Origin of the sequence: Yeosuana aromativorans (assembly GCF_014646655.1) — a bacterium.
Lineage (GTDB): Bacteria > Bacteroidota > Bacteroidia > Flavobacteriales > Flavobacteriaceae > Yeosuana > Yeosuana aromativorans.
Genome location: NZ_BMNR01000012.1, coordinates 23986 through 42577, shown reverse-complemented (window position 1 = coordinate 42577; position 18592 = coordinate 23986). Strand labels below are relative to the sequence as shown.

Annotated in this window: 19 protein-coding genes; 18 read left to right on the top strand and 1 reads right to left on the bottom strand. The window is 34.7% G+C overall.

Annotation, left to right across the window (positions count from 1 at the left end; all coding sequences use genetic code 11):
• The first annotated feature begins 35 nt into the window (after positions 1-35).
• From IEW94_RS16400 to IEW94_RS16380, 5 genes are all read left to right on the top strand, one after another.
• Positions 36-2558 (top strand): PIG-L family deacetylase, encoded by a 2523-nt coding sequence (locus IEW94_RS16400; RefSeq protein ID WP_188655123.1) that lies wholly within the window; start codon positions 36-38, stop codon positions 2556-2558.
• Between the two features lie 116 nt (positions 2559-2674).
• A complete protein-coding gene (locus IEW94_RS16395; protein ID WP_188655086.1) occupies positions 2675-4369 on the top strand; it encodes a sodium:solute symporter family protein in 1695 nt (564 codons plus the stop codon).
• Positions 4347-5333 carry a Gfo/Idh/MocA family protein gene (locus IEW94_RS16390; protein ID WP_188655084.1) on the top strand — a complete coding sequence of 329 codons (987 nt, stop codon included), beginning with the start codon at positions 4347-4349 and terminating at the stop codon, positions 5331-5333. The genes IEW94_RS16395 and IEW94_RS16390 overlap by 23 nt, the downstream gene beginning before the upstream one ends.
• Positions 5334-5442: 109 nt before the next feature.
• Positions 5443-5919 (top strand): hypothetical protein, encoded by a 477-nt coding sequence (locus IEW94_RS16385; RefSeq protein ID WP_188655083.1) that lies wholly within the window; start codon positions 5443-5445, stop codon positions 5917-5919.
• The gene (locus IEW94_RS16380; RefSeq protein WP_188655081.1) at positions 5909-6109 is read left to right on the top strand and encodes a helix-turn-helix transcriptional regulator; all 201 of its coding nucleotides are present in this window, start codon (positions 5909-5911) and stop codon (positions 6107-6109) included. Before IEW94_RS16385 ends, IEW94_RS16380 begins: the two co-directional genes overlap by 11 nt.
• 91 nt (positions 6110-6200) lie before the next feature.
• Here the strand turns inward: IEW94_RS16380 and IEW94_RS16375 are convergent, their stop codons facing one another.
• Positions 6201-7049 (bottom strand): DUF2911 domain-containing protein, encoded by an 849-nt coding sequence (locus IEW94_RS16375; protein ID WP_188655079.1) that lies wholly within the window; start codon positions 7047-7049, stop codon positions 6201-6203.
• A 222-nt stretch (positions 7050-7271) separates the two neighbouring features.
• On the opposite strand from IEW94_RS16375, the gene IEW94_RS16370 reads away from it, so the two are divergent.
• The 13 genes from IEW94_RS16370 (at position 7272) to IEW94_RS16310 (ending at position 18590) form a co-directional block, all read left to right on the top strand.
• Positions 7272-7928, top strand: a complete 657-nt coding sequence (locus IEW94_RS16370) for a TetR family transcriptional regulator C-terminal domain-containing protein (protein WP_188655077.1) — start codon at positions 7272-7274, stop codon at positions 7926-7928.
• A 9-nt stretch (positions 7929-7937) separates the two neighbouring features.
• A complete protein-coding gene (locus IEW94_RS16365) occupies positions 7938-9248 on the top strand; it encodes an ABC1 kinase family protein (protein ID WP_188655075.1) in 1311 nt (436 codons plus the stop codon).
• A 3-nt stretch (positions 9249-9251) separates the two neighbouring features.
• Entirely contained in the window at positions 9252-9872 is a 621-nt protein-coding gene (locus IEW94_RS16360; protein ID WP_188655073.1) for a flavin reductase family protein, read from the top strand.
• Between the two features lie 47 nt (positions 9873-9919).
• Positions 9920-11344: an SDR family oxidoreductase gene (locus tag IEW94_RS16355; protein ID WP_188655071.1), complete on the top strand. Its 1425-nt coding sequence runs from the start codon at positions 9920-9922 to the stop codon at positions 11342-11344.
• On the top strand, positions 11337-11486 hold the full coding sequence (locus IEW94_RS16350; RefSeq protein WP_188655069.1) for a DUF2256 domain-containing protein: 150 nt from the start codon (positions 11337-11339) through the stop codon (positions 11484-11486). Before IEW94_RS16355 ends, IEW94_RS16350 begins: the two co-directional genes overlap by 8 nt.
• A complete protein-coding gene (locus IEW94_RS16345) occupies positions 11456-12766 on the top strand; it encodes a DASH family cryptochrome (RefSeq protein WP_188655067.1) in 1311 nt (436 codons plus the stop codon). The genes IEW94_RS16350 and IEW94_RS16345 overlap by 31 nt, the downstream gene beginning before the upstream one ends.
• 1 nt (position 12767) lies before the next feature.
• A complete protein-coding gene (locus IEW94_RS16340) occupies positions 12768-14300 on the top strand; it encodes a cryptochrome/photolyase family protein (RefSeq protein WP_188655065.1) in 1533 nt (510 codons plus the stop codon).
• Complete coding sequence (locus IEW94_RS16335; RefSeq protein WP_188655063.1) at positions 14290-15759, top strand: cryptochrome/deoxyribodipyrimidine photo-lyase family protein; 1470 nt, start codon at positions 14290-14292, stop codon at positions 15757-15759. The genes IEW94_RS16340 and IEW94_RS16335 overlap by 11 nt, the downstream gene beginning before the upstream one ends.
• 132 nt (positions 15760-15891) lie before the next feature.
• Positions 15892-16320: a hypothetical protein gene (locus IEW94_RS16330; RefSeq protein WP_188655061.1), complete on the top strand. Its 429-nt coding sequence runs from the start codon at positions 15892-15894 to the stop codon at positions 16318-16320.
• Positions 16320-16592 carry a TIGR03643 family protein gene (locus tag IEW94_RS16325; protein ID WP_188655059.1) on the top strand — a complete coding sequence of 91 codons (273 nt, stop codon included), beginning with the start codon at positions 16320-16322 and terminating at the stop codon, positions 16590-16592. The genes IEW94_RS16330 and IEW94_RS16325 overlap by 1 nt, the downstream gene beginning before the upstream one ends.
• Before the next feature lie 55 nt (positions 16593-16647).
• A complete protein-coding gene (gene folE, locus IEW94_RS16320) occupies positions 16648-17349 on the top strand; it encodes a GTP cyclohydrolase I FolE (RefSeq protein ID WP_188655057.1) in 702 nt (233 codons plus the stop codon).
• A gap of 7 nt (positions 17350-17356) precedes the next feature.
• Positions 17357-18040, top strand: a complete 684-nt coding sequence (locus IEW94_RS16315) for an SDR family NAD(P)-dependent oxidoreductase (RefSeq protein WP_188655055.1) — start codon at positions 17357-17359, stop codon at positions 18038-18040.
• Between the two features lie 31 nt (positions 18041-18071).
• On the top strand, positions 18072-18590 hold the full coding sequence (locus tag IEW94_RS16310; protein ID WP_188655121.1) for a glutathione peroxidase: 519 nt from the start codon (positions 18072-18074) through the stop codon (positions 18588-18590).
• The last annotated feature ends 2 nt before the right edge of the window (positions 18591-18592 follow it).

Here is an 18592-nt window from a genome sequence, read left to right as displayed (position 1 = left end):
TTTCTATATTTGGTAAATTACCAATTCAATACATGATGCGAAAAACGTTACTTTACCTCCTTATTTTTTGTTATGCTCCATTACTGATCCAGGCGCAACAGCCAAAAAAATTAAATGCGTCTGAAATTTATGAATCCATTCAAAAACTGAATTTTCTGGGTTCGGTATTGTATGTTGGAGCACATCCTGATGATGAAAACACACGGCTCATCTCGTATTTATCCAATGAAATAAAAGCCAGAACAGCCTATTTATCCATGACGCGGGGTGATGGCGGGCAAAATTTAATTGGCCCAGAAATCAGGGAACTTTTGGGTGTGATTAGAACTGAAGAATTGTTAGGGGCAAGACACATTGATGGTGGTGAGCAACTATTTACAAGAGCCAATGATTTTGGATACTCAAAAAATCCTGATGAAACCTTGTCCATTTGGGACAAAGATAAAGTGTTGAGTGATGTAGTGCTGGCAATCAGAAAATTTAAGCCCGATGTCATTATCAATCGGTTTGACCATAGAACTCCAGGCACAACACACGGGCACCATACCAGTTCGGCCATGTTAAGTGTTAAAGCTTTTGATTTGGCCAACAAACAATCAGCATTCCCAGAACAACTAAACCAAACCAGTCTCTGGCAACCGCAACGCTTATTTTTTAATACTTCATGGTGGTTTTATGGCAGTCAGGAAAAATTTGATAAGGCTGATAAAACTAATTTAATGACTATCAATACAGGAACCTATTTCCCATCAAAAGGATTGAGTAATTCCGAAATTGCGGCATTAAGCAGGAGCAGTCATAAAACACAAGGCTTTGGCAGTACGGGTAGTCGGGGTGAGGAAACAGAATATCTTGAGCTTTTAAAAGGTGATTTACCAACTGATAAATCAAATATTTTTGATGGTATTGACACGTCTTGGAACCGCGTAAAAGGTGGAAAACCTATCGGGAATATTCTGAACAAAGTGGAATCTGATTATGATTTTAACAATCCATCGGCATCAATTCCAGAACTGGTAAAAGCGTATCAATTAATTCAGAAATTAGATGATGAACATTGGAGAACGCTTAAATCCAAAGCAATAAAAAATATTATTGCCGCTTGTGCCGGATTGTATTTGGAGGCTGTTGCAAATACTAACCAAGCTACACCAAATTCAAGCGTTCCGCTGACTATTGAAGCCATCAACAGAAGTAATACAAACATTGCTTTAGAAAGCCTCAACATTAACAACCACCTGGTTTCAAAACATATAACACTAAAAAACAATCAAGATAAAACTATCAAGGATACCTTGTTAATTTCAAAAAACCAAGAGCCAACAACGCCTTATTGGCTTATGCATAAAGGAACATTGGGCATGTACAGAGTTGATAACCCTGTATTAATTGGTCTTCCTGAAACGCCGCCTGCAGCCGCTGTAGAATTCAATCTATTGATTGATAATGTTCCTGTGACCATTTCAAAACCAGTAGTTTATAAAACCAATGATCCCGTAAAAGGAGAAGTTTACAAACCGTTCGTCATTATTCCAGAAGTCTCGGCTAAAGTTGCAGAAAAGGTCATCATTTTTAATACGGATGAACAAAAAGAAATCCCTGTTATTGTAAAAGCTGGAAAAGATAAAGTGGAAGGGTATGTATCAATTGCTCATCCAAAAGGCTGGAGCGTTTATCCCGAAAAACAAACCATTTCAATAGTACATAAAGGAGAAGAACAAACCCTTGTTTTTACTATTATTCCTCCAAAGAATGAAAACGAAGGGCTCATCACACCGATGATTCATATTGGAGATAGTATTTATACCAAAGAACTTGATGAAATAGATTATGACCATATCCCTTTTCAAACGGTGTTATTACCCAGTGAAAGCAAAGTGGTTAGATTAGATATTCAAAAGAAAGGCGATAATATTGCGTATATTGAAGGCGCTGGTGATGTGGTTCCAGAAAGCTTAAAACAAATTGGTTATAATGTAGTTACCATTTCTCCCAAAGATATTAATGCCGAAACCTTGAGCAGATTTGATGCTGTAGTTGTTGGCGTTAGGGCTTACAATACGGTAGAGGATTTAAAATATAAACAACAAGTACTGTTTGATTTTGTAAAACAAGGTGGCAATATGATTGTGCAATACAATACAAATTCAAGATTAAAAGTTGATGACTTAGCGCCTTACGATTTAAGCTTATCTAGAGACCGGGTCACTGATGAACATGCAGAAGTAACTTTTTTAAATCCGAACAATCCGCTTCTTAATTATCCAAACAAAATCACCCAAAAAGATTTTGAAGGGTGGACACAAGAGCGCGGTTTATATTTTCCTGATAAGTGGTCAGACAATTTCACGCCTATTTTGTCTATGCATGATAAAGGCGAAACTCCCAAAGATGGAAGTCTTTTGGTTGCCAAATATGGTAAAGGCTATTATATTTATACAGGATTGAGCTTTTTTAGGGAATTTCCTGAAGGCGTCTCTGGAGCCTACCGGCTGTTTGCCAATATGCTTTCCATTGGAAAAGACAATATTAAGGTTACTACAAAATTAAAGAACTAGTATGAATAACAAAACAACAGGCAAAACACCTTGGAAACGACTGTACACCATCGTGTTGATTGCTAATGTGTTGTATTTTATAATATTCTATATCGTAATGAAACGCTACTAGGTATATGGAATTATTAGACTGGATTGTATTATTGGGCACCTTATTCACTATAGTAATCTATGGTTCTTGGAAAACAAGAGGCAGCAAAAACGTCCATGATTTTATCCAAGGTGGAAACGATGCCAAATGGTGGACTATAGGGCTATCCGTTATGGCAACGCAGGCCAGTGCCATCACATTTTTATCAACACCAGGACAAGCGTTTAATGACGGTATGGGGTTTGTACAATTTTATTTTGGTGTCCCCATAGCCATGATTATTATCTGCATGGTATTTATTCCATTATATCATCGTTTGAAAGTATACACGGCTTATGAGTTTTTAGAAAACAGATTTGATCTTAAAACAAGAAGTTTAACAGCCTCGTTGTTTTTAATTCAACGTGGTCTGTCAGCTGGAATAACCATATATGCTCCAGCTATTATACTATCCGCCGTATTGGGATGGAATTTGAATATTCTAAACATTATCATCGGGTTATTGGTAATTATTTATACGGTATCCGGCGGTACAAAAGCCGTAAGCATGACGCAGAAACATCAAATGGCTGTCATTTTTATTGGTATGTTCACCGCTTTCTTTTTAATCATAAGTTACTTGCCAGACAACATCACATTTACCAAAGCTCTTGACATTGCTGGGGCTAGTGGTAAAATGAACATGTTGGATTTTTCGTTTAATTTGAAAAACAGATACACCGTTTGGAGCGGACTCATTGGCGGAACGTTTTTGGCGCTCTCCTATTTTGGAACTGACCAAAGCCAAGTACAACGCTACCTTTCGGGAAAATCCATCAAAGAAATGCAAATGGGATTACTTTTTAATGGCTTACTTAAAGTCCCTATGCAATTCTTCATTTTGTTGGTTGGCGTGATGGTTTTTGTGTTTTATCAATTCAACACCTCACCTATCAACTTTAATCCAGCGGCGGAAAAAACAGTTTTAAATTCACCTTACGCAGAAGATTATAAAGCTTTAGAAAAGAAACAAAATGAGATTTTTAATAACAAAAAAGATTTAGTTAATTCTTATATAGAAACTAAGAATGTTAAATATATCAAGGATATAAATCTTGCAAATGAAGCCGACAAAAACAACAGAGAGGTTGCCAAAGAGCTGATTCAAAAAGCATCAGATGACACATTAGTGAGTGTTGAAACCAATGATAAAGACTATGTATTCATTCATTTTATTTTAAACAACCTGCCAAGAGGCTTGATTGGCCTATTGCTTGCCGTGATTTTAAGTGCCGCAATGTCCAGTACAGCAGGCGAGTTAAATGCTCTGGCCTCTACCACTACTATGGATTTATATAAACGCTCCATTTTCAAAGATGGAGATGAAACACATTATTTAAACGCTACCAAATGGTTTACCATGGCTTGGGGCTTTATAGCCATATCCATAGCATGTATAGCTTATCTTGCCGATAATTTAATTCAGTTGGTAAATATAATTGGGTCAATATTCTACGGAAATGTTTTAGGTATTTTCCTGCTGGCTTTTTTCTTTAAGTTTGTAAAAGCCAATGCAGTGTTTATTGCGGCCTTAATCACACAAGCCATTATTATTATTGGTTGGTGGTATGACTGGATGCCTTATTTATGGCTCAATCTGTTTGGATGTATGCTAGTCATGGGTATAGCATTAATTATACAAGTAATAAATGACACAAATGAAAGAATCACTTCAAAATAGAAAGATCCGTTGGGGAATTATTGGCCTGGGAAACATTGCCCATAAATTTGCAAAGGATTTATTAACCATACAAGATGCTGAATTGTATGCCGTAGGCTCTCGCTCCCAAGAAAAAGCCGACGATTTTGCTGACCAATATGGAGCTTCAAAAGCTTACTCAAGTTATGAGGCCTTAGCAAACGACTCCAATGTTGATGCGGTTTACATTGCCACACCACATGCCTTGCATAAAGACAATACCTTGTTGTGTTTGGATCATGGTATTGCAGTGTTATGCGAAAAGCCTTTTGCTATGAATGCTACTGAAGTTGATACGATGATTGCAAGAGCCAAAGAGAAAAATGTCCTGCTCATGGAAGCGCTTTGGACGTATTTTCTTCCGCATTACCAATTTGTTTTGCAGGAATTGAAAAACAAAACCTATGGAAACATTTTAAAAGTAGAGGCTAGTTTTGGCTTTTTTCGTGAATTTGATGATAACTCCAGGCTTTTTAAAAAATCACTTGGTGGTGGTAGCCTTTTAGATATTGGCATCTACCCTATTTTTGCTGCGTTGTCAACTTTAGATGTCCCTAAATCCATACAAGCAAAGGCTTCATTTTTTGATAATAGTGCAGATTCATCTTGCAACATAACCTTTCACTATGACAACAATGTTACTGCCAATCTAAACAGTTCGCTACTTGAGGAATTACCTACGGAGGCCATTTTCTATTGTGAAAAAGGAACGATTAAGATCAATAGGCAATTTCATTGTCCAAGTACAGTTTCATTGATTGTAGATGGAAAAGAAGAAATTATTGATTTTGGGTATAACACCATTGGATATAATTACGAAACCGTTCACTTCAACAAACTACTAAGAAAAGGCAAAACCGAAAGCGATATCATGACGTTTGAGTTTAGCAAACAACTCATCAAAACCCTGGATGATATCAGAGACCTTGTTAAACTGCATTATTAATATTTAAAAGACTGGTTTTTATTACTTTTTGTTAATTTTATTTGTCTATATGTAAAACTTGTTTTACTTTTAATTTATCAATCAGATAAATCATTTAAAACGAAAAGTTATGAAAACAAATTATTTATTACCAAACAAGTATAAAACCTTAGGTTGGGTACTTTTTATCGTGGGTATAATTGCTGGAATTATATTTACCATTGAAGGTTATGAAACCAATCTTTTAACAACAAAAGTCCTTTCAATTTATGACGGACTCAACATTAGCGTTGATGGTAAAATATCTTTTTTTAACATTCAAGAAAATAGTATTGTTGATGAACTTATTACAATTGCCATCATAATTGGTGGTCTTATTGTTGGATTTTCAAGAGAGAAAGTTGAGGATGAATTTATTTATAAATTACGCAAAGATTCGCTAGTTTGGGCAATAATTGTAAATTATGCAATATTGTTGTTTGTTACTTTGTTTATTTACGATTTGGCATATTTTCATGTATTAGTTTTTAATATGTTTACACCGTTAATTTTCTTTATTGTTCGTTTTAACTTTTTAAAACTAAAATCCAATAGCAATGAAGAATAACATAAAAGTACAACGTGCTATTCATGATATGACACAAGCCGATTTAGCCGAAAAAATAGGTGTAAGCAGGCAAACCATCAATGCTATGGAAAAAAACAAATATGTGCCTTCCACCCTATTGGCTCTTAAAATAGCCAAACTTTTCAAAATACCCGTTGAAGACATCTTTATATTAGAAAACAGTGATTAAAACAAAGCACAACCAATTTGGTTGTGCTTTGTTCGTCTAGCTTTCAAAAAGCTTATAATCTAAGTGTTCTAAACGGTCTAAGAAGTCTAAATTACATAGCTCCCCATTCTTTTAGGGAATCATTGTTCATTTTTACATAATCTTGATTACCTGCTTTTTCAGCTCCTGCCAAAGATTTTTTAGCAATTTCAATAGCTCCTTTTTTATCGCCAAATTTGGCATAAATCAAAGACTGTTGCCTAAGTTGCCAATAAGCAGGTTTCTCAGTCATAGACATGGCTTTATCAATCCATTCCTTTGCAGTTTTAATGTCCTTTAGTTCTTGTAGATAATAAACAGCTGCCGCAAAATAATCATTTGCTGTTGGATTGCCGCTCATAACATCATTAATATTAGCCAACACTTTGTTGTCGGTTGGAACACTAAACGGAACACCTACATAGACATTTTCCCAAAGCATACCTAAAGTAGCTCCACTATTGGACAAATGATCAAACGTCATGGTAAAAGTATCGATTTTCATGGGCATATCATATACATTTGCCGTAACTTTTGCAGCCACTTTACTATCATCCCATGTTTGTGGAGTCCCCCAATTATTAGTGTCTGTGTAAAAAATCACATCCCATGATTTTTCATTAGGTATGGTATAAATAGCATAAGATCCTGCTTTAAGGGTTTGTCCATCAATAGTGACATCATCACTAAAAGTAATCTTTGTATTGGAATTGGCTCCGGTGCGCCATACTTTCCCATAGGGAACTAAATTTCCAAAAATAGTACGTCCTCTCATGGACGGACGAGAATATTCCAAGGTTACATCCGTCAATCCCACTTTTTGTTCCATTTTGGCTGTAGGACTTGGTTGCGGAGTCTCTATCTGCGAATATCCTACTACAGATACTGCCAGTAAAAAAATAAATAATACGTGTTTTTTCATTGTTTAGTAGTTTTTAATGATTGTTATAAAAATAAGCTATTAAATGTTAACAAAAACCTAAAACAGAATAGATGTTATCATGTTTTTGGTTATCCATTTTCCTTCTGAACCCTTTTCAATTTACCTAATATACGATAATATCAAATTATTATGTTAATTTTGTTTAACTTTTATTAATAAAGATTAAACATTTTGTATCTTTGTACTATAATTATAACAATTATGGCTAAAAAGAAAACAATATCAACTTCAGATATATTAACAATGTACATGGATTATGTGCTTGAACATCATGATAAACCAAAATCTGTTTATCTATTTTCTAAAAGCAATAATTTTGAAGAATCTCAATTTTACAACTATTTTGGTTCATTTGAGGCCATTGAGAAACAAATATTTAGTACGTTTTTTGATAACACCATAAAAATCTTGCAAGCCAGTAAAGACTATCAATCATTTGATGCCAGAAACAAGCTGTTGAGTTTCTACTTTACGTTTTTTGAAAACTTAACAGCTAATAGAAGCTATGTGATTTATGTTCTAAAAGACTGTAAAAAAGACTTGAATAGCCTTGCTCCTTTATCGGGGCTTAGAAAAAGTTTTGCACAGTACATTTCTGAATTAGATATTGAGACCTTGGATATCAATCAAGAAAACATAGAAAAAATCCAAAAGAAAGCATTACAAGAATCAGCGTGGATACAACTCTTGGTTACCATAAAATTTTGGTTGGATGATACGTCTGCTGGATTTGAAAAAACAGACATATTTATTGAAAAATCCGTCAATACCAGTTTTGATGTATTACATATTGCTCCACTAAAAAGTGTTATTGACCTTGGAAAATTTCTTTTCAAGGAAAAAATGCACATGAACTAATCTCTCTATATGAAGACCATAGACAGTATACCTGTTTCAAAAATACAACGAGCCTCAAAATTAGTATCAACCGGTGCTAAAGTAGGTGTTAATTACCTAAAATATTACGGTGACAAATTAGTGAATACTGAATTTGAAGCCAAAGAACGCCTCAACAAAAACAACGCTGATGACATTTACAACGGGTTAAAACAACTTAAAGGAAGCGCTTTAAAAGTGGCTCAAATGCTAAGTATGGAAAAAAGCATCCTACCTCAAGCTTATGTTGAAAAATTTTCTTTGGCCCAGTTTTCTGTTCCGCCGTTATCACCGCCTTTGGTCATCAAAACATTTAAAAAATACTTTGGAAAATCACCTTATGACATTTATGATTCCTTCAATGCAACTTCTGTAAACGCTGCTAGCATTGGCCAAGTGCACATTGCAGAAAAAAATGGGAAAAAACTTGCTGTGAAAATCCAATATCCAGGAGTTGCAGAAAGTATTGCATCAGATCTCGCTATGGTTAAACCCATTGCCATGAGCATGTTTAACATAAAGGGCAAGGATTCTGATAAATACTTTAAAGAAGTTGAAGGAAAATTAATGGAGGAGACAGATTATAGGTTGGAAATCAGTCAAAGTAAGGAAATTGCTTTGGCGTGCTCTCACATTTCCAACCTATCGTTTCCAGAATATTATGAAGATCTTTCTTCTGAACGTATCATTACCATGGATTATATGGAAGGTGAACATCTTTCTGAATTCACAGCCCACAATACCAATCAAGCAAAAGCAAATCAGTTAGGACAAGCGCTTTGGGATTTTTATATGTATCAAATCCACAAACTCAAAAAAGTTCATGCCGATCCACATCCGGGCAACTTTTTGATTTCAAAAGAGGGTCAATTAATTGCATTGGATTTTGGATGCATGAAAATTATTCCCAATGAATTTTATACGCCCTATTTTGAACTGGCGGAACCCAAAAACATCAACAATAAAACTTATTTTGTGTCCAAATTATACGAATTGGAAATTCTAAAAGATGATGATACTCAAGAAGAGCTGGACTTCTTTACCAATATGTTCCATGAAATGTTAAGTCTGTTTACGCAACCATTTCACAATGATTATTTTGATTTTTCAAATGCTGATTTCTTTGGAAAGATTGCAGAGCTGGGTGAGCGTTATTCTAAAAACACCGAATTAAGAAAAATGAATGGCAACCGAGGTTCCAAGCATTTTATTTATATAAATAGAACATTCTTTGGATTGTATAACTTAATGTTTGATCTTAAAGCTAAACACATTAAGATTAATAATTTAAATGCAAACTAACCAATGACGCATTTTACAAAACAAGATATTGATGCCATGCATCATTTATATAAAATCAATCTCATCAATAGCTGTTCAGGCTATAAATCGGCCAACTTGATTGGCACAAAATCAAACGATGGTATTTCAAATGTGGCCATTTTTAGTTCGGTAACCCATATTGGCTCCAACCCTGCCCTTTTGGGATTCTTTTTAAGGCCTACAACCGTAATCCGGAATACTTATGACAATATTAAAGAAACAGAATATTTCACCATCAATCATGTTCACGAATCTGTTTTAGCAGACGCGCATCACACCTCAGCTAAATATGATAAGTCCATTTCAGAATTTGATGTAACCAATTTAGAAGAAGAGTACAAGGACCGTTATAACGTGCCTTTTGTAAAACACGCACCCATACAAATGGCCATGAAATATGTTGAGGAATATGACATCAAGGCAAACAATACCATTTTAGTGATTGGAGCAATCCAAGATTTATACATAGGCAACAACCTATTGGAAGATGATGGGTTTATCAATTTGTCAAAAGGAAAAGTGGCCACTATCAATGGATTGGATGGTTATTCAGTACCTTGCTTAAAAACACGATTGGAATACCAGAGACCAAAAATTCAATAAGGTTATTATTTTTTTAGCATCTGGTTATAAAACTAAATTCATAACCAATGAAAATACTTGTTACAGGAGCAACAGGCTATATAGGAAAACGCCTCATTCCCATGTTGGTTAATGAAGGTCATGACGTTGTATGTGCTGTACGCGACACGTTACGTGCTGATAAAACCTATCTTGAAGACAAGCACATACAATTTGTTGAAGCTGATTTTTTAAAACAAGAAACCCTTAAGAATATTCCCAAGGACATTGATGTAGCGTATTATTTGATTCACTCTATGTCCAATACGTCCAAAAACTTTGAAGCTTTGGAACATGCGTGCGCCATCAACTTTAAAACCTATATTGAAAGTACCCAGACAAAGCAGGTGATTTATTTGAGCGGGATAACCAATGAAGAAAAACTTTCTAAACACCTTCGTTCACGTAAAAATGTAGAAGAAGCTTTAGCTTCAAAAAAATATGCCTTGACAACCTTTAAAGCTGGAATAATAGTTGGTTCGGGCAGTTCGTCTTTTGAAATTATTCGCGATTTGGTTGAAAAACTTCCTGTGATGATTGCTCCAAAATGGTTACATACCAAATCACAGCCTCTAGCCGTGAGAGATGTATTAACATTTCTAACAAGAGCTAAAGGGAAAACGGAACTTTACAATCAATCCTATGATATTTTTGGACCAGAAATACTCACCTACAAAGACATGCTGTTGCAGTTTGCCAAGATCCGCAAACTAAAACGACACATTATAACCGTGCCTGTAATGACTCCCAAATTATCATCGTATTGGCTGTATTTTGTAACATCCACATCCTATAAATTGGCGTCAACATTGGTTGATAGTATGGGCGTTCAAATTGTTGGAAAACCAAGCAATATCAATCAATTACTGGATGTTCATCCTATTACATACAAAGAAGCCGTAGCACTGGCTTTTGAAAAAATTGAGCAAAATAGCATTGTGTCCAGTTGGAAAGACTCCATGGTAAGCAGTGGTCGCCTAAAAAACAGCATGCATAAATACATCAATGTACCTTCATACGGATGCTTTAAAGATTACAAAGAAATACAGGTTAAAAATACAGATGCCACTCTTAATAAAATCTGGTCTATTGGTGGAAATACAGGCTGGTACTATGGCACGTTTTTATGGAAAATCAGAGGCTATCTAGATAAACTGGTTGGCGGCATTGGGTTACGTCGGGGCAGAACCCATCAAACCGAATTGAATATTGGAGATGCTCTTGATTTTTGGCGTGTTATTTATGCCGATAAATCCCAGAAAAAACTCTTGCTGTACGCAGAAATGAAGCTCCCAGGCGAAGCTTGGCTGGAATTTAAAATTGAAGATGAAACACTTAAGCAAACAGCCACCTTTAGACCTCGCGGTCTGGCCGGCAGACTTTACTGGTACAGCGTATTACCATTTCATGGATTGATTTTTAAGGGCATGATAAAAAAACTTGGAAATGCCTAGGTTATTGAAACAACATTTGCCTCAAAAAATTTGTCCGGTTTGCCAATTACCATTTACCTGGAGAAAAAAATGGAAAAACAATTGGGAGCATGTAACTTATTGTAGTGAAAAATGCAGACGAAACAAAACAACATATCCTTAGTATGGTTTAAAAACAACCTAAGAGTTCAGGATAATATGGTTTTAAATACTGCCATTAAAAACAGTAACCACGTTATTGCGATATTTGTTTTTGACCTTAGAAATTTTGAATTAACTAAATTTGGTTTTAAAAAAACGGAGAAATTTAGAGTCCGTTTTTTGATTGAAACGGTTAACAATTTAAAGCAGAACCTTAAAAAGCTCAATATTGAACTCTTTGTTTATAAAGGTTATTCAGAAAACCATGTTAGTGATTTAATAAAATCACATAATATCGAATCAATCTACTTTGAAAAAGAATTTACACAGGAAGAATTAAAAATTATTGAGAAGGTTAAAAAGACTGTGCACAAATCGGTGATTTTTAATGAAGAATTTGACCAATTCCTCTTTCATCCAGAAGACGTAGCTTCTGAAACACAAACGATTCCAGAGGTATTCACTAATTTTAGAAAAAAAATTGAAACGTCTTGTAAAGTAAGACCAACTGTGCAAAACAAAGGCACAGAAACCATATTAAACATTAAAAACACAACAACAATCCCAACATTAGAAGAACTGGGGTTTACAACGTTTAAAACACATAAAAATTCCACATTTCCTTTTGAAGGTGGCGAATCTAGCGCTTTAGAACGTTTGGATGATTATTTTTTTAAAACACAAAAAATAAGCGTTTACAAAAAAACCAGAAACGGTTTAATAGGAACGGATTACAGCTCAAAATTATCTCCTTGGCTAGCTAACGGAAGCATTTCAGCTAGAACCATCTATTGGAAACTGAAAGACTTTGAAGAAAAATACCACAAAAACGAATCTACTTACTGGCTATTTTTTGAACTGATTTGGAGAGATTTCTTTAAATATATAGCCTTAAAACACGGTAACGATATTTTTAAAATTGGTGGGATTTTAAACAAAAGCTACCATTGGAATTCTGACCAAACTTTAGTGTCAAACTGGATTAATGGTAAAACAGCTTCGCCGTTTGTAAACGCCAATATGATTGAATTGAAAAAAACAGGTTGGGTGAGCAATCGAGGGCGACAAAATGTAGCCTCATTTTTTTCTAAAAACCTACAATTAGATTGGAGAATTGGTGCTGCTTATTTTGAATCCATGCTTATAGATTATGATGTACATAGTAATTATGGTAACTGGATGTATGTATCAGGTGTAGGCAACGACCCCAGAGACAGAGTATTTAATGTGTCATTACAGGCAGATCGTTATGATGCAAATGGAACTTACCAAAATTTATGGCTTCAAGAAACACTTTTTTAAAATGAAAATACTCAGACTCATATTAGGCGACCAACTTAATATCAAGCATTCTTGGTTTAAAAATAAAAACGAAAATGTTTTGTATTGCCTTTTTGAAATGAGACAAGAAACCGATTATGTGCAACATCATATTCAAAAAGTTATTGGTTTTTTTGCTGCCATGCGTCAGTTTCATTCAGATTTGAAACAAATGGGGCACCAAGTTGCATACTATAAAATCAATAGTAATGATAATAAGCACAATTTGACTGATAATCTAAATCAATTAATTCAGAAAAATAATATTGAAACATTTGAATATATCTTTCCAGATGAATATCGATTGGAACAACAACTAACAGCATTTTGTAAATCACTAAAAATCAATTCAAAAGTAGTTTCTGCTGAACATTTTTATACAGACCGCAAGGAGTTATCCATTTTTTTTAAAGGTAAAAAACAGTGGGTAATGGAAAATTTCTATAGATGCATGCGTAAAAAACATGATATCTTAATGCTTGGAGGCCAGCCTGAGGGCGGCAAATGGAATTTTGATGAAAGCAATAGAAAAAAATGGAATGAAACAGACACCATTCCTAAAGCTAAAATCTTTAAAAATAATATTTCAGATATTGTAAAAGACATCCAAAAAGCCCAAATTAAAACTATAGGCCATTTCAATGGAGATACATTTCCATATCCAATTAACAGAAAGCAAGCCCTGGAACAGCTTAAATATTTTTGCGAGCACTTATTGATTTCCTTTGGGGATTACCAAGATGCTATACATACAGAGGAAAATAACCTCTTTCATTCCAGATTATCATTTGCCCTAAACCTAAAATTAATCGCTCCCAAAGATGTTATAAAAACCATTACAAATTATTACGCTCTTCATAAAAATGAGATTCATATTTCGCAAGTAGAAGGTTTTACAAGGCAAATTATTGGCTGGAGAGAATATATGAGAGGTATGTATTGGGCTTTAATGCCTGCTTTTAAAAATGAAAACACATTAAAAAACACCCATTCGTTGGCCGAGTTCTTTTGGACTGGAAACACAAAAATGAATTGCTTAAAACACAGCATAAACAACTCACTTGAAAACAGTTATGCACATCACATCCAACGCTTGATGATAACCGGTAACTATGCCTTGCTGACCCAAACAAATCCCGACGAAGTTGATGCTTGGTATTTAGGGATTTACATTGATGCTATAGAATGGGTGCAAATAACCAATACCCGTGGGATGAGTCAATTTGCTGATGGCGGAAAAATTGCTACCAAGCCCTATGTGTCGTCCGCTGCTTACATTAACAAAATGAGTAATTACTGCAGTAATTGTCATTATAATAAAAACAAAAAGACTGAAGATGGTGCCTGTCCGTTTAACAGTTTGTATTGGAACTTTCTGGATGATAAAAGACCATTTTTGGAAAACAATTACAGAATGGGCATGATGTATAAGTTATTGGATAAAATGGATGCTGCTGAACTACACAAAATAAAAACAAAAGCAAAACACATTATAGAACATCAAGATGAATACTAAACCCCAAATACAACTTGTCTGGTTAAAGCGCGATCTAAGGTTACAGGATAATGAAGCAATTTTTAATGCTTTAAAGTCTGGTAAACGGGTTTTACTCTTGTACGTTTTTGAGGAATTGCTCATGAATGATCCGCATTACAGTGAACGCCATTGGAACTTCATCAAACAGTCTTTGGTAGATTTAAATACCGAATTAGACTCTTACAATTCCAAAATTTTAATAGTGAAATCTGACATTATCGCTACCGTAAACCAATTACTGTCAGTTTTTCAAATACATGAGATATACTCCCACCAAGAAACCGGTATATTAACAACCTATGTTAGAGACCAATCCTTCAAGAGATTTTGCAAAAACAATATGATTACTTGGAATGAGTCCATTAACAATGGCGTTTTTCGTGGTTTAAAGAATCGGGAAAACTGGTTAGAAAAAAACAATGATTATTTTGAAACCAATCTTTTACCGTTTCATCCAAGTGATTCACAATTGCTAACCATAAAAGAAATTGAATCTTTGGAGACCTTATTTTCAATTATGCCGCTAGAGTCCAGTACAAATTCCCTGTTCCAAAAAGGCGGACGATCAACTGCTCTAAAATACTTAGATTCGTTTTTAAACAAACGATATGAAAACTACATGTTCCATATTTCAAAACCAGAATTATCCAGAACAAGCTGTAGCAGACTATCGCCCTACATAGCATGGGGCAACCTATCGATACGGGAAGTATATCAACGTGCCAAAACGTTAAGAGACACTGCAAAGGACAAGAAACCTTTGGATGCATTTATATCAAGATTGAGATGGCAATCGCACTTTGTTCAAAAGTTTGAAATGGAACACACCATGGAAGAAGAAAGTATTAATAAAGGATTTCAAAAATTAAAGAAACATGTTAGTAAAGAATACCAAGAAGTTTGGAAAACAGGCCAAACGGGATATCCGCTTATTGATGCCTGTATGCGATGTTTGGCAGAAACCGGCTATTTGAATTTTAGAATGCGAGCCTTGGTAGTTTCATTTTTCACTCATAATTTATGGCAACCCTGGCAGGATGCTTCCAAGCATTTATCACAACTATTTTTGGATTTTGAACCCGGTATCCACTTCCCACAATTGCAAATGCAAGCTGGGGCAACCGGCATAAATACGCTTCGTATTTACAATCCTATAAAAAACAGCTTAGAACATGACCCAGATGGTAATTTCATAAAAAAATGGGTTCCAGAATTAAGACAGTTAGAAATTCCTTTTGTGCATCAGCCCTACTTAATGACAGAGCTGGATCAAGCTTTCCATAACTTTAAACTGGGAATAGATTATCCTTATCCAATAGTAGATATTAAAGAAACCAGAAAAAAAGCAAGTGATATTTTATGGAAATTAAAAAAAGATAATACGGTAAAAAAAGAAGCCGAACGCATCCTAAAAAAACACACTATAAAGCATTCGTAACAAGTTGTTTATTACATATTTAAATAGTTCAATTGTTTGAAGTCAATGACGAAAAAGAATTAAGTGTTAATTTTTTGTTTAACTTTTAATTAAAAATATTAAACATTTTATAATTTTTTGTATCTTTAACTCATGGTTTTAGATACTACATATTCAGATAAAAGCAACACCCAATTAATCAATGATGTGGTTGGCAAACCTTTTTCTTTATTGGAAGTATTTAAAATGAAAGGAATTGGCTCAAAACGCATGGTTATTGAAGAGGTAAGCCCAAATTTAAAACAGTATGTAAATTCCATTTCAGATATAACATATGCCAACTTAGAATTACGCCCAAACGGTTTATTGGTTAGAATCAACAAAGGCTTAAGAAACTACACATGGATAATTCCGTTTTATCATTTAGTGATATACAAATCAAATGGAAGCAGTATTCATGCCCAAGGAAAATTTATTCGTTTTAAAAACAATATCAATTTCAAGGAAAATAAAAGTTTTTTCAAAAAACTATTTAGCAAAAAGATTGAATTTGACGCTCAATATGCCTTTATAGATAGTTAATGACAAACCTTCCAAAAGATATTGACAGAATTATAGAAATGGCTTGGGAAGACCGCACTCCTTTTGAAGCCATAGCCTATCAATTTAATTGTTCAGAACAAGAGGTCATAGAACTCATGCGCAGGGAATTAAAACCAAGTAGCTTTAAACGATGGCGAAAACGTGTTCAAGGCCGTTCCACAAAACATGTAAAGCTTAGAGGCTTTGTCAAAGGGCGATTTAAATGTTCAAGACAAAAACATATTACACATAACTCAATTTCAAAACGTTAACGTTGCTTTGCTTTAAGAGATGAGTACTTAAAGACAGCACATAAAAAAGATTGCTATGAATACAGACACTTTACGAGTAAAAACAAAAAAAAATGGGCACGCCTTAAAATCCTTTTCATTTGATGAGATTGGTGACGACCACTTATTTACAAGTTTGGAAACCCCAATGCGTCCTGATGCCTTTAAACTCAGCGATGCTGAAAAGAAAGAAAGAATTGCGTTGCTTTTTGAAGAAATCATGGAAGTTATGGGATTGGATCTAACCGATGATTCCCTAAAAGGCACACCAAAACGCGTTGCCAAAATGTATATTGATGAAATATTTTCAGGTTTAAATCCACAAAACAAACCCAAAGTAGCCTTGTTTGATAACAAATATCAATACAATCAAATGTTGGTTGAAAAAAATATCAGTTTTTACTCCAACTGTGAGCACCACTTTGTACCAATAATTGGTAAAGCCCATGTTGCTTACATTTCTTCTGGAAAAGTTATTGGATTATCTAAATTGAACCGTATTGTTCAATATTATGCCAAAAGGCCTCAAGTACAAGAGCGGTTGACCAATCAAATTGCCAATGAGTTAAAACAAATACTGGACACTGAGGATATTGCCATTATTATTGACGCTAAACATTTATGTGTGTCGTCAAGAGGCATCAAGGACGATACTTCTGCAACAGTAACATCGTACTATGGTGGTGTTTTTAATAAACCTGAAAAGATTGCAGAATTGCAGAATTATCTAAACAATTAATTAATAGATGAAAACAATTATCATTATTGGAGGCAGTAAAGGAATAGGCAACGCCCTATTGTATCTTTTACTGCCAAACAATAAAGTCATTAATATAAGCCGAACAACACCGCAACAAGAACACAAAAACTTGACACACATGTCTTGCGATGTTTTAAAAGACGAATTACCAAGCATAGAAACTGCTGATGCCTTGGTATATTGCCCAGGCAGCATTAATTTAAAGCCAATTTCAAGGCTCAGTCTAGATGATTTTAGGGACGATTTTGAAATTAATGTTTTGGGAGCGGTTAATGCTATTCAAACCTATTTACCAGCCCTCAAAAAAGGAACAAAACCGTCCATTGTGTTATTTAGCACGGTAGCGGCAAAATTGGGAATGCCTTTTCATGCCAGTATTGCAACAGCAAAATCGGGCATTGAGGGCTTGGTAAAATCACTTGGTGCAGAACTGGCTCCTACATTAAGAATTAATGCCATTGCCCCTACTGTCACAAACACAGAATTGGCATCAAAACTATTACGCAACGACAAAATGATTGACGCCATTACAGAGCGTCATCCACTTAAGAAATTCCTAAACCCTGATGAAGTAGCAAGTATGGCGGCTTTTTTAATATCTGAAAAAGCTGCCTCTATTTCGGGTCAAGTCTTTGAAATGGACTGCGGGATTGTTACCTTTAAAATTTAAACAGATGAAAAAACTATTTATTATCACTCTTATGTTTTCAATTTTCAATAAAACCACGGCACAAACAACACCCACAGAATCAATTTATAATATCAAAATCAATAGCTTAACTGGAAATCCTATTGATTTATCACAATACAAAGGTAAATATATTCTATTTGTAAATGTGGCCTCTAAATGTGGCTTTACCGGTCAATACAAGGATTTACAAAAACTCTATGATACCTACAAAGACAACTTGATGGTTATTGGACTGCCTTGTAATCAATTTGGAAACCAAGAACCAGGAACTCCACAGCAAATCAAGGAATTTTGTCAGGCTAATTATGGCGTTTCTTTTGTGATGACCGAGAAAATTGATGTCAAAGGAAACAACCAACATCCATTATATCAATGGTTAACCGATAAAGGCAAAAACGACCAATCCAGTTCAACCGTTAAATGGAATTTTCAAAAATATTTAGTTGACCCAAGCGGAAACTTAGTGGATTTTTATTATTCCATAGTCAATCCTATGAGCGATACCATTACCAAACATTTAAAACAATAATC

What these genes read in the sequence shown, in the direction of transcription:
- IEW94_RS16400 (WP_188655123.1), top strand. Translation starts at nt 36, where the DNA reads ATGCGAAAAACGTTACTTTACCTCCTTATTTTTTGTTATGCTCCATTA.
- IEW94_RS16395 (WP_188655086.1), top strand. Translation starts at nt 2,675, where the DNA reads ATGGAATTATTAGACTGGATTGTATTATTGGGCACCTTATTCACTATA.
- IEW94_RS16390 (WP_188655084.1), top strand. Translation starts at nt 4,347, where the DNA reads ATGAAAGAATCACTTCAAAATAGAAAGATCCGTTGGGGAATTATTGGC.
- IEW94_RS16385 (WP_188655083.1), top strand. Translation starts at nt 5,443, where the DNA reads ATGAAAACAAATTATTTATTACCAAACAAGTATAAAACCTTAGGTTGG.
- IEW94_RS16380 (WP_188655081.1), top strand. Translation starts at nt 5,909, where the DNA reads ATGAAGAATAACATAAAAGTACAACGTGCTATTCATGATATGACACAA.
- IEW94_RS16375 (WP_188655079.1), bottom strand. Translation starts at nt 7,049, where the DNA reads ATGAAAAAACACGTATTATTTATTTTTTTACTGGCAGTATCTGTAGTA.
- IEW94_RS16370 (WP_188655077.1), top strand. Translation starts at nt 7,272, where the DNA reads ATGGCTAAAAAGAAAACAATATCAACTTCAGATATATTAACAATGTAC.
- IEW94_RS16365 (WP_188655075.1), top strand. Translation starts at nt 7,938, where the DNA reads ATGAAGACCATAGACAGTATACCTGTTTCAAAAATACAACGAGCCTCA.
- IEW94_RS16360 (WP_188655073.1), top strand. Translation starts at nt 9,252, where the DNA reads ATGACGCATTTTACAAAACAAGATATTGATGCCATGCATCATTTATAT.
- IEW94_RS16355 (WP_188655071.1), top strand. Translation starts at nt 9,920, where the DNA reads ATGAAAATACTTGTTACAGGAGCAACAGGCTATATAGGAAAACGCCTC.
- IEW94_RS16350 (WP_188655069.1), top strand. Translation starts at nt 11,337, where the DNA reads ATGCCTAGGTTATTGAAACAACATTTGCCTCAAAAAATTTGTCCGGTT.
- IEW94_RS16345 (WP_188655067.1), top strand. Translation starts at nt 11,456, where the DNA reads ATGCAGACGAAACAAAACAACATATCCTTAGTATGGTTTAAAAACAAC.
- IEW94_RS16340 (WP_188655065.1), top strand. Translation starts at nt 12,768, where the DNA reads ATGAAAATACTCAGACTCATATTAGGCGACCAACTTAATATCAAGCAT.
- IEW94_RS16335 (WP_188655063.1), top strand. Translation starts at nt 14,290, where the DNA reads ATGAATACTAAACCCCAAATACAACTTGTCTGGTTAAAGCGCGATCTA.
- IEW94_RS16330 (WP_188655061.1), top strand. Translation starts at nt 15,892, where the DNA reads ATGGTTTTAGATACTACATATTCAGATAAAAGCAACACCCAATTAATC.
- IEW94_RS16325 (WP_188655059.1), top strand. Translation starts at nt 16,320, where the DNA reads ATGACAAACCTTCCAAAAGATATTGACAGAATTATAGAAATGGCTTGG.
- folE (WP_188655057.1), top strand. Translation starts at nt 16,648, where the DNA reads ATGAATACAGACACTTTACGAGTAAAAACAAAAAAAAATGGGCACGCC.
- IEW94_RS16315 (WP_188655055.1), top strand. Translation starts at nt 17,357, where the DNA reads ATGAAAACAATTATCATTATTGGAGGCAGTAAAGGAATAGGCAACGCC.
- IEW94_RS16310 (WP_188655121.1), top strand. Translation starts at nt 18,072, where the DNA reads ATGTTTTCAATTTTCAATAAAACCACGGCACAAACAACACCCACAGAA.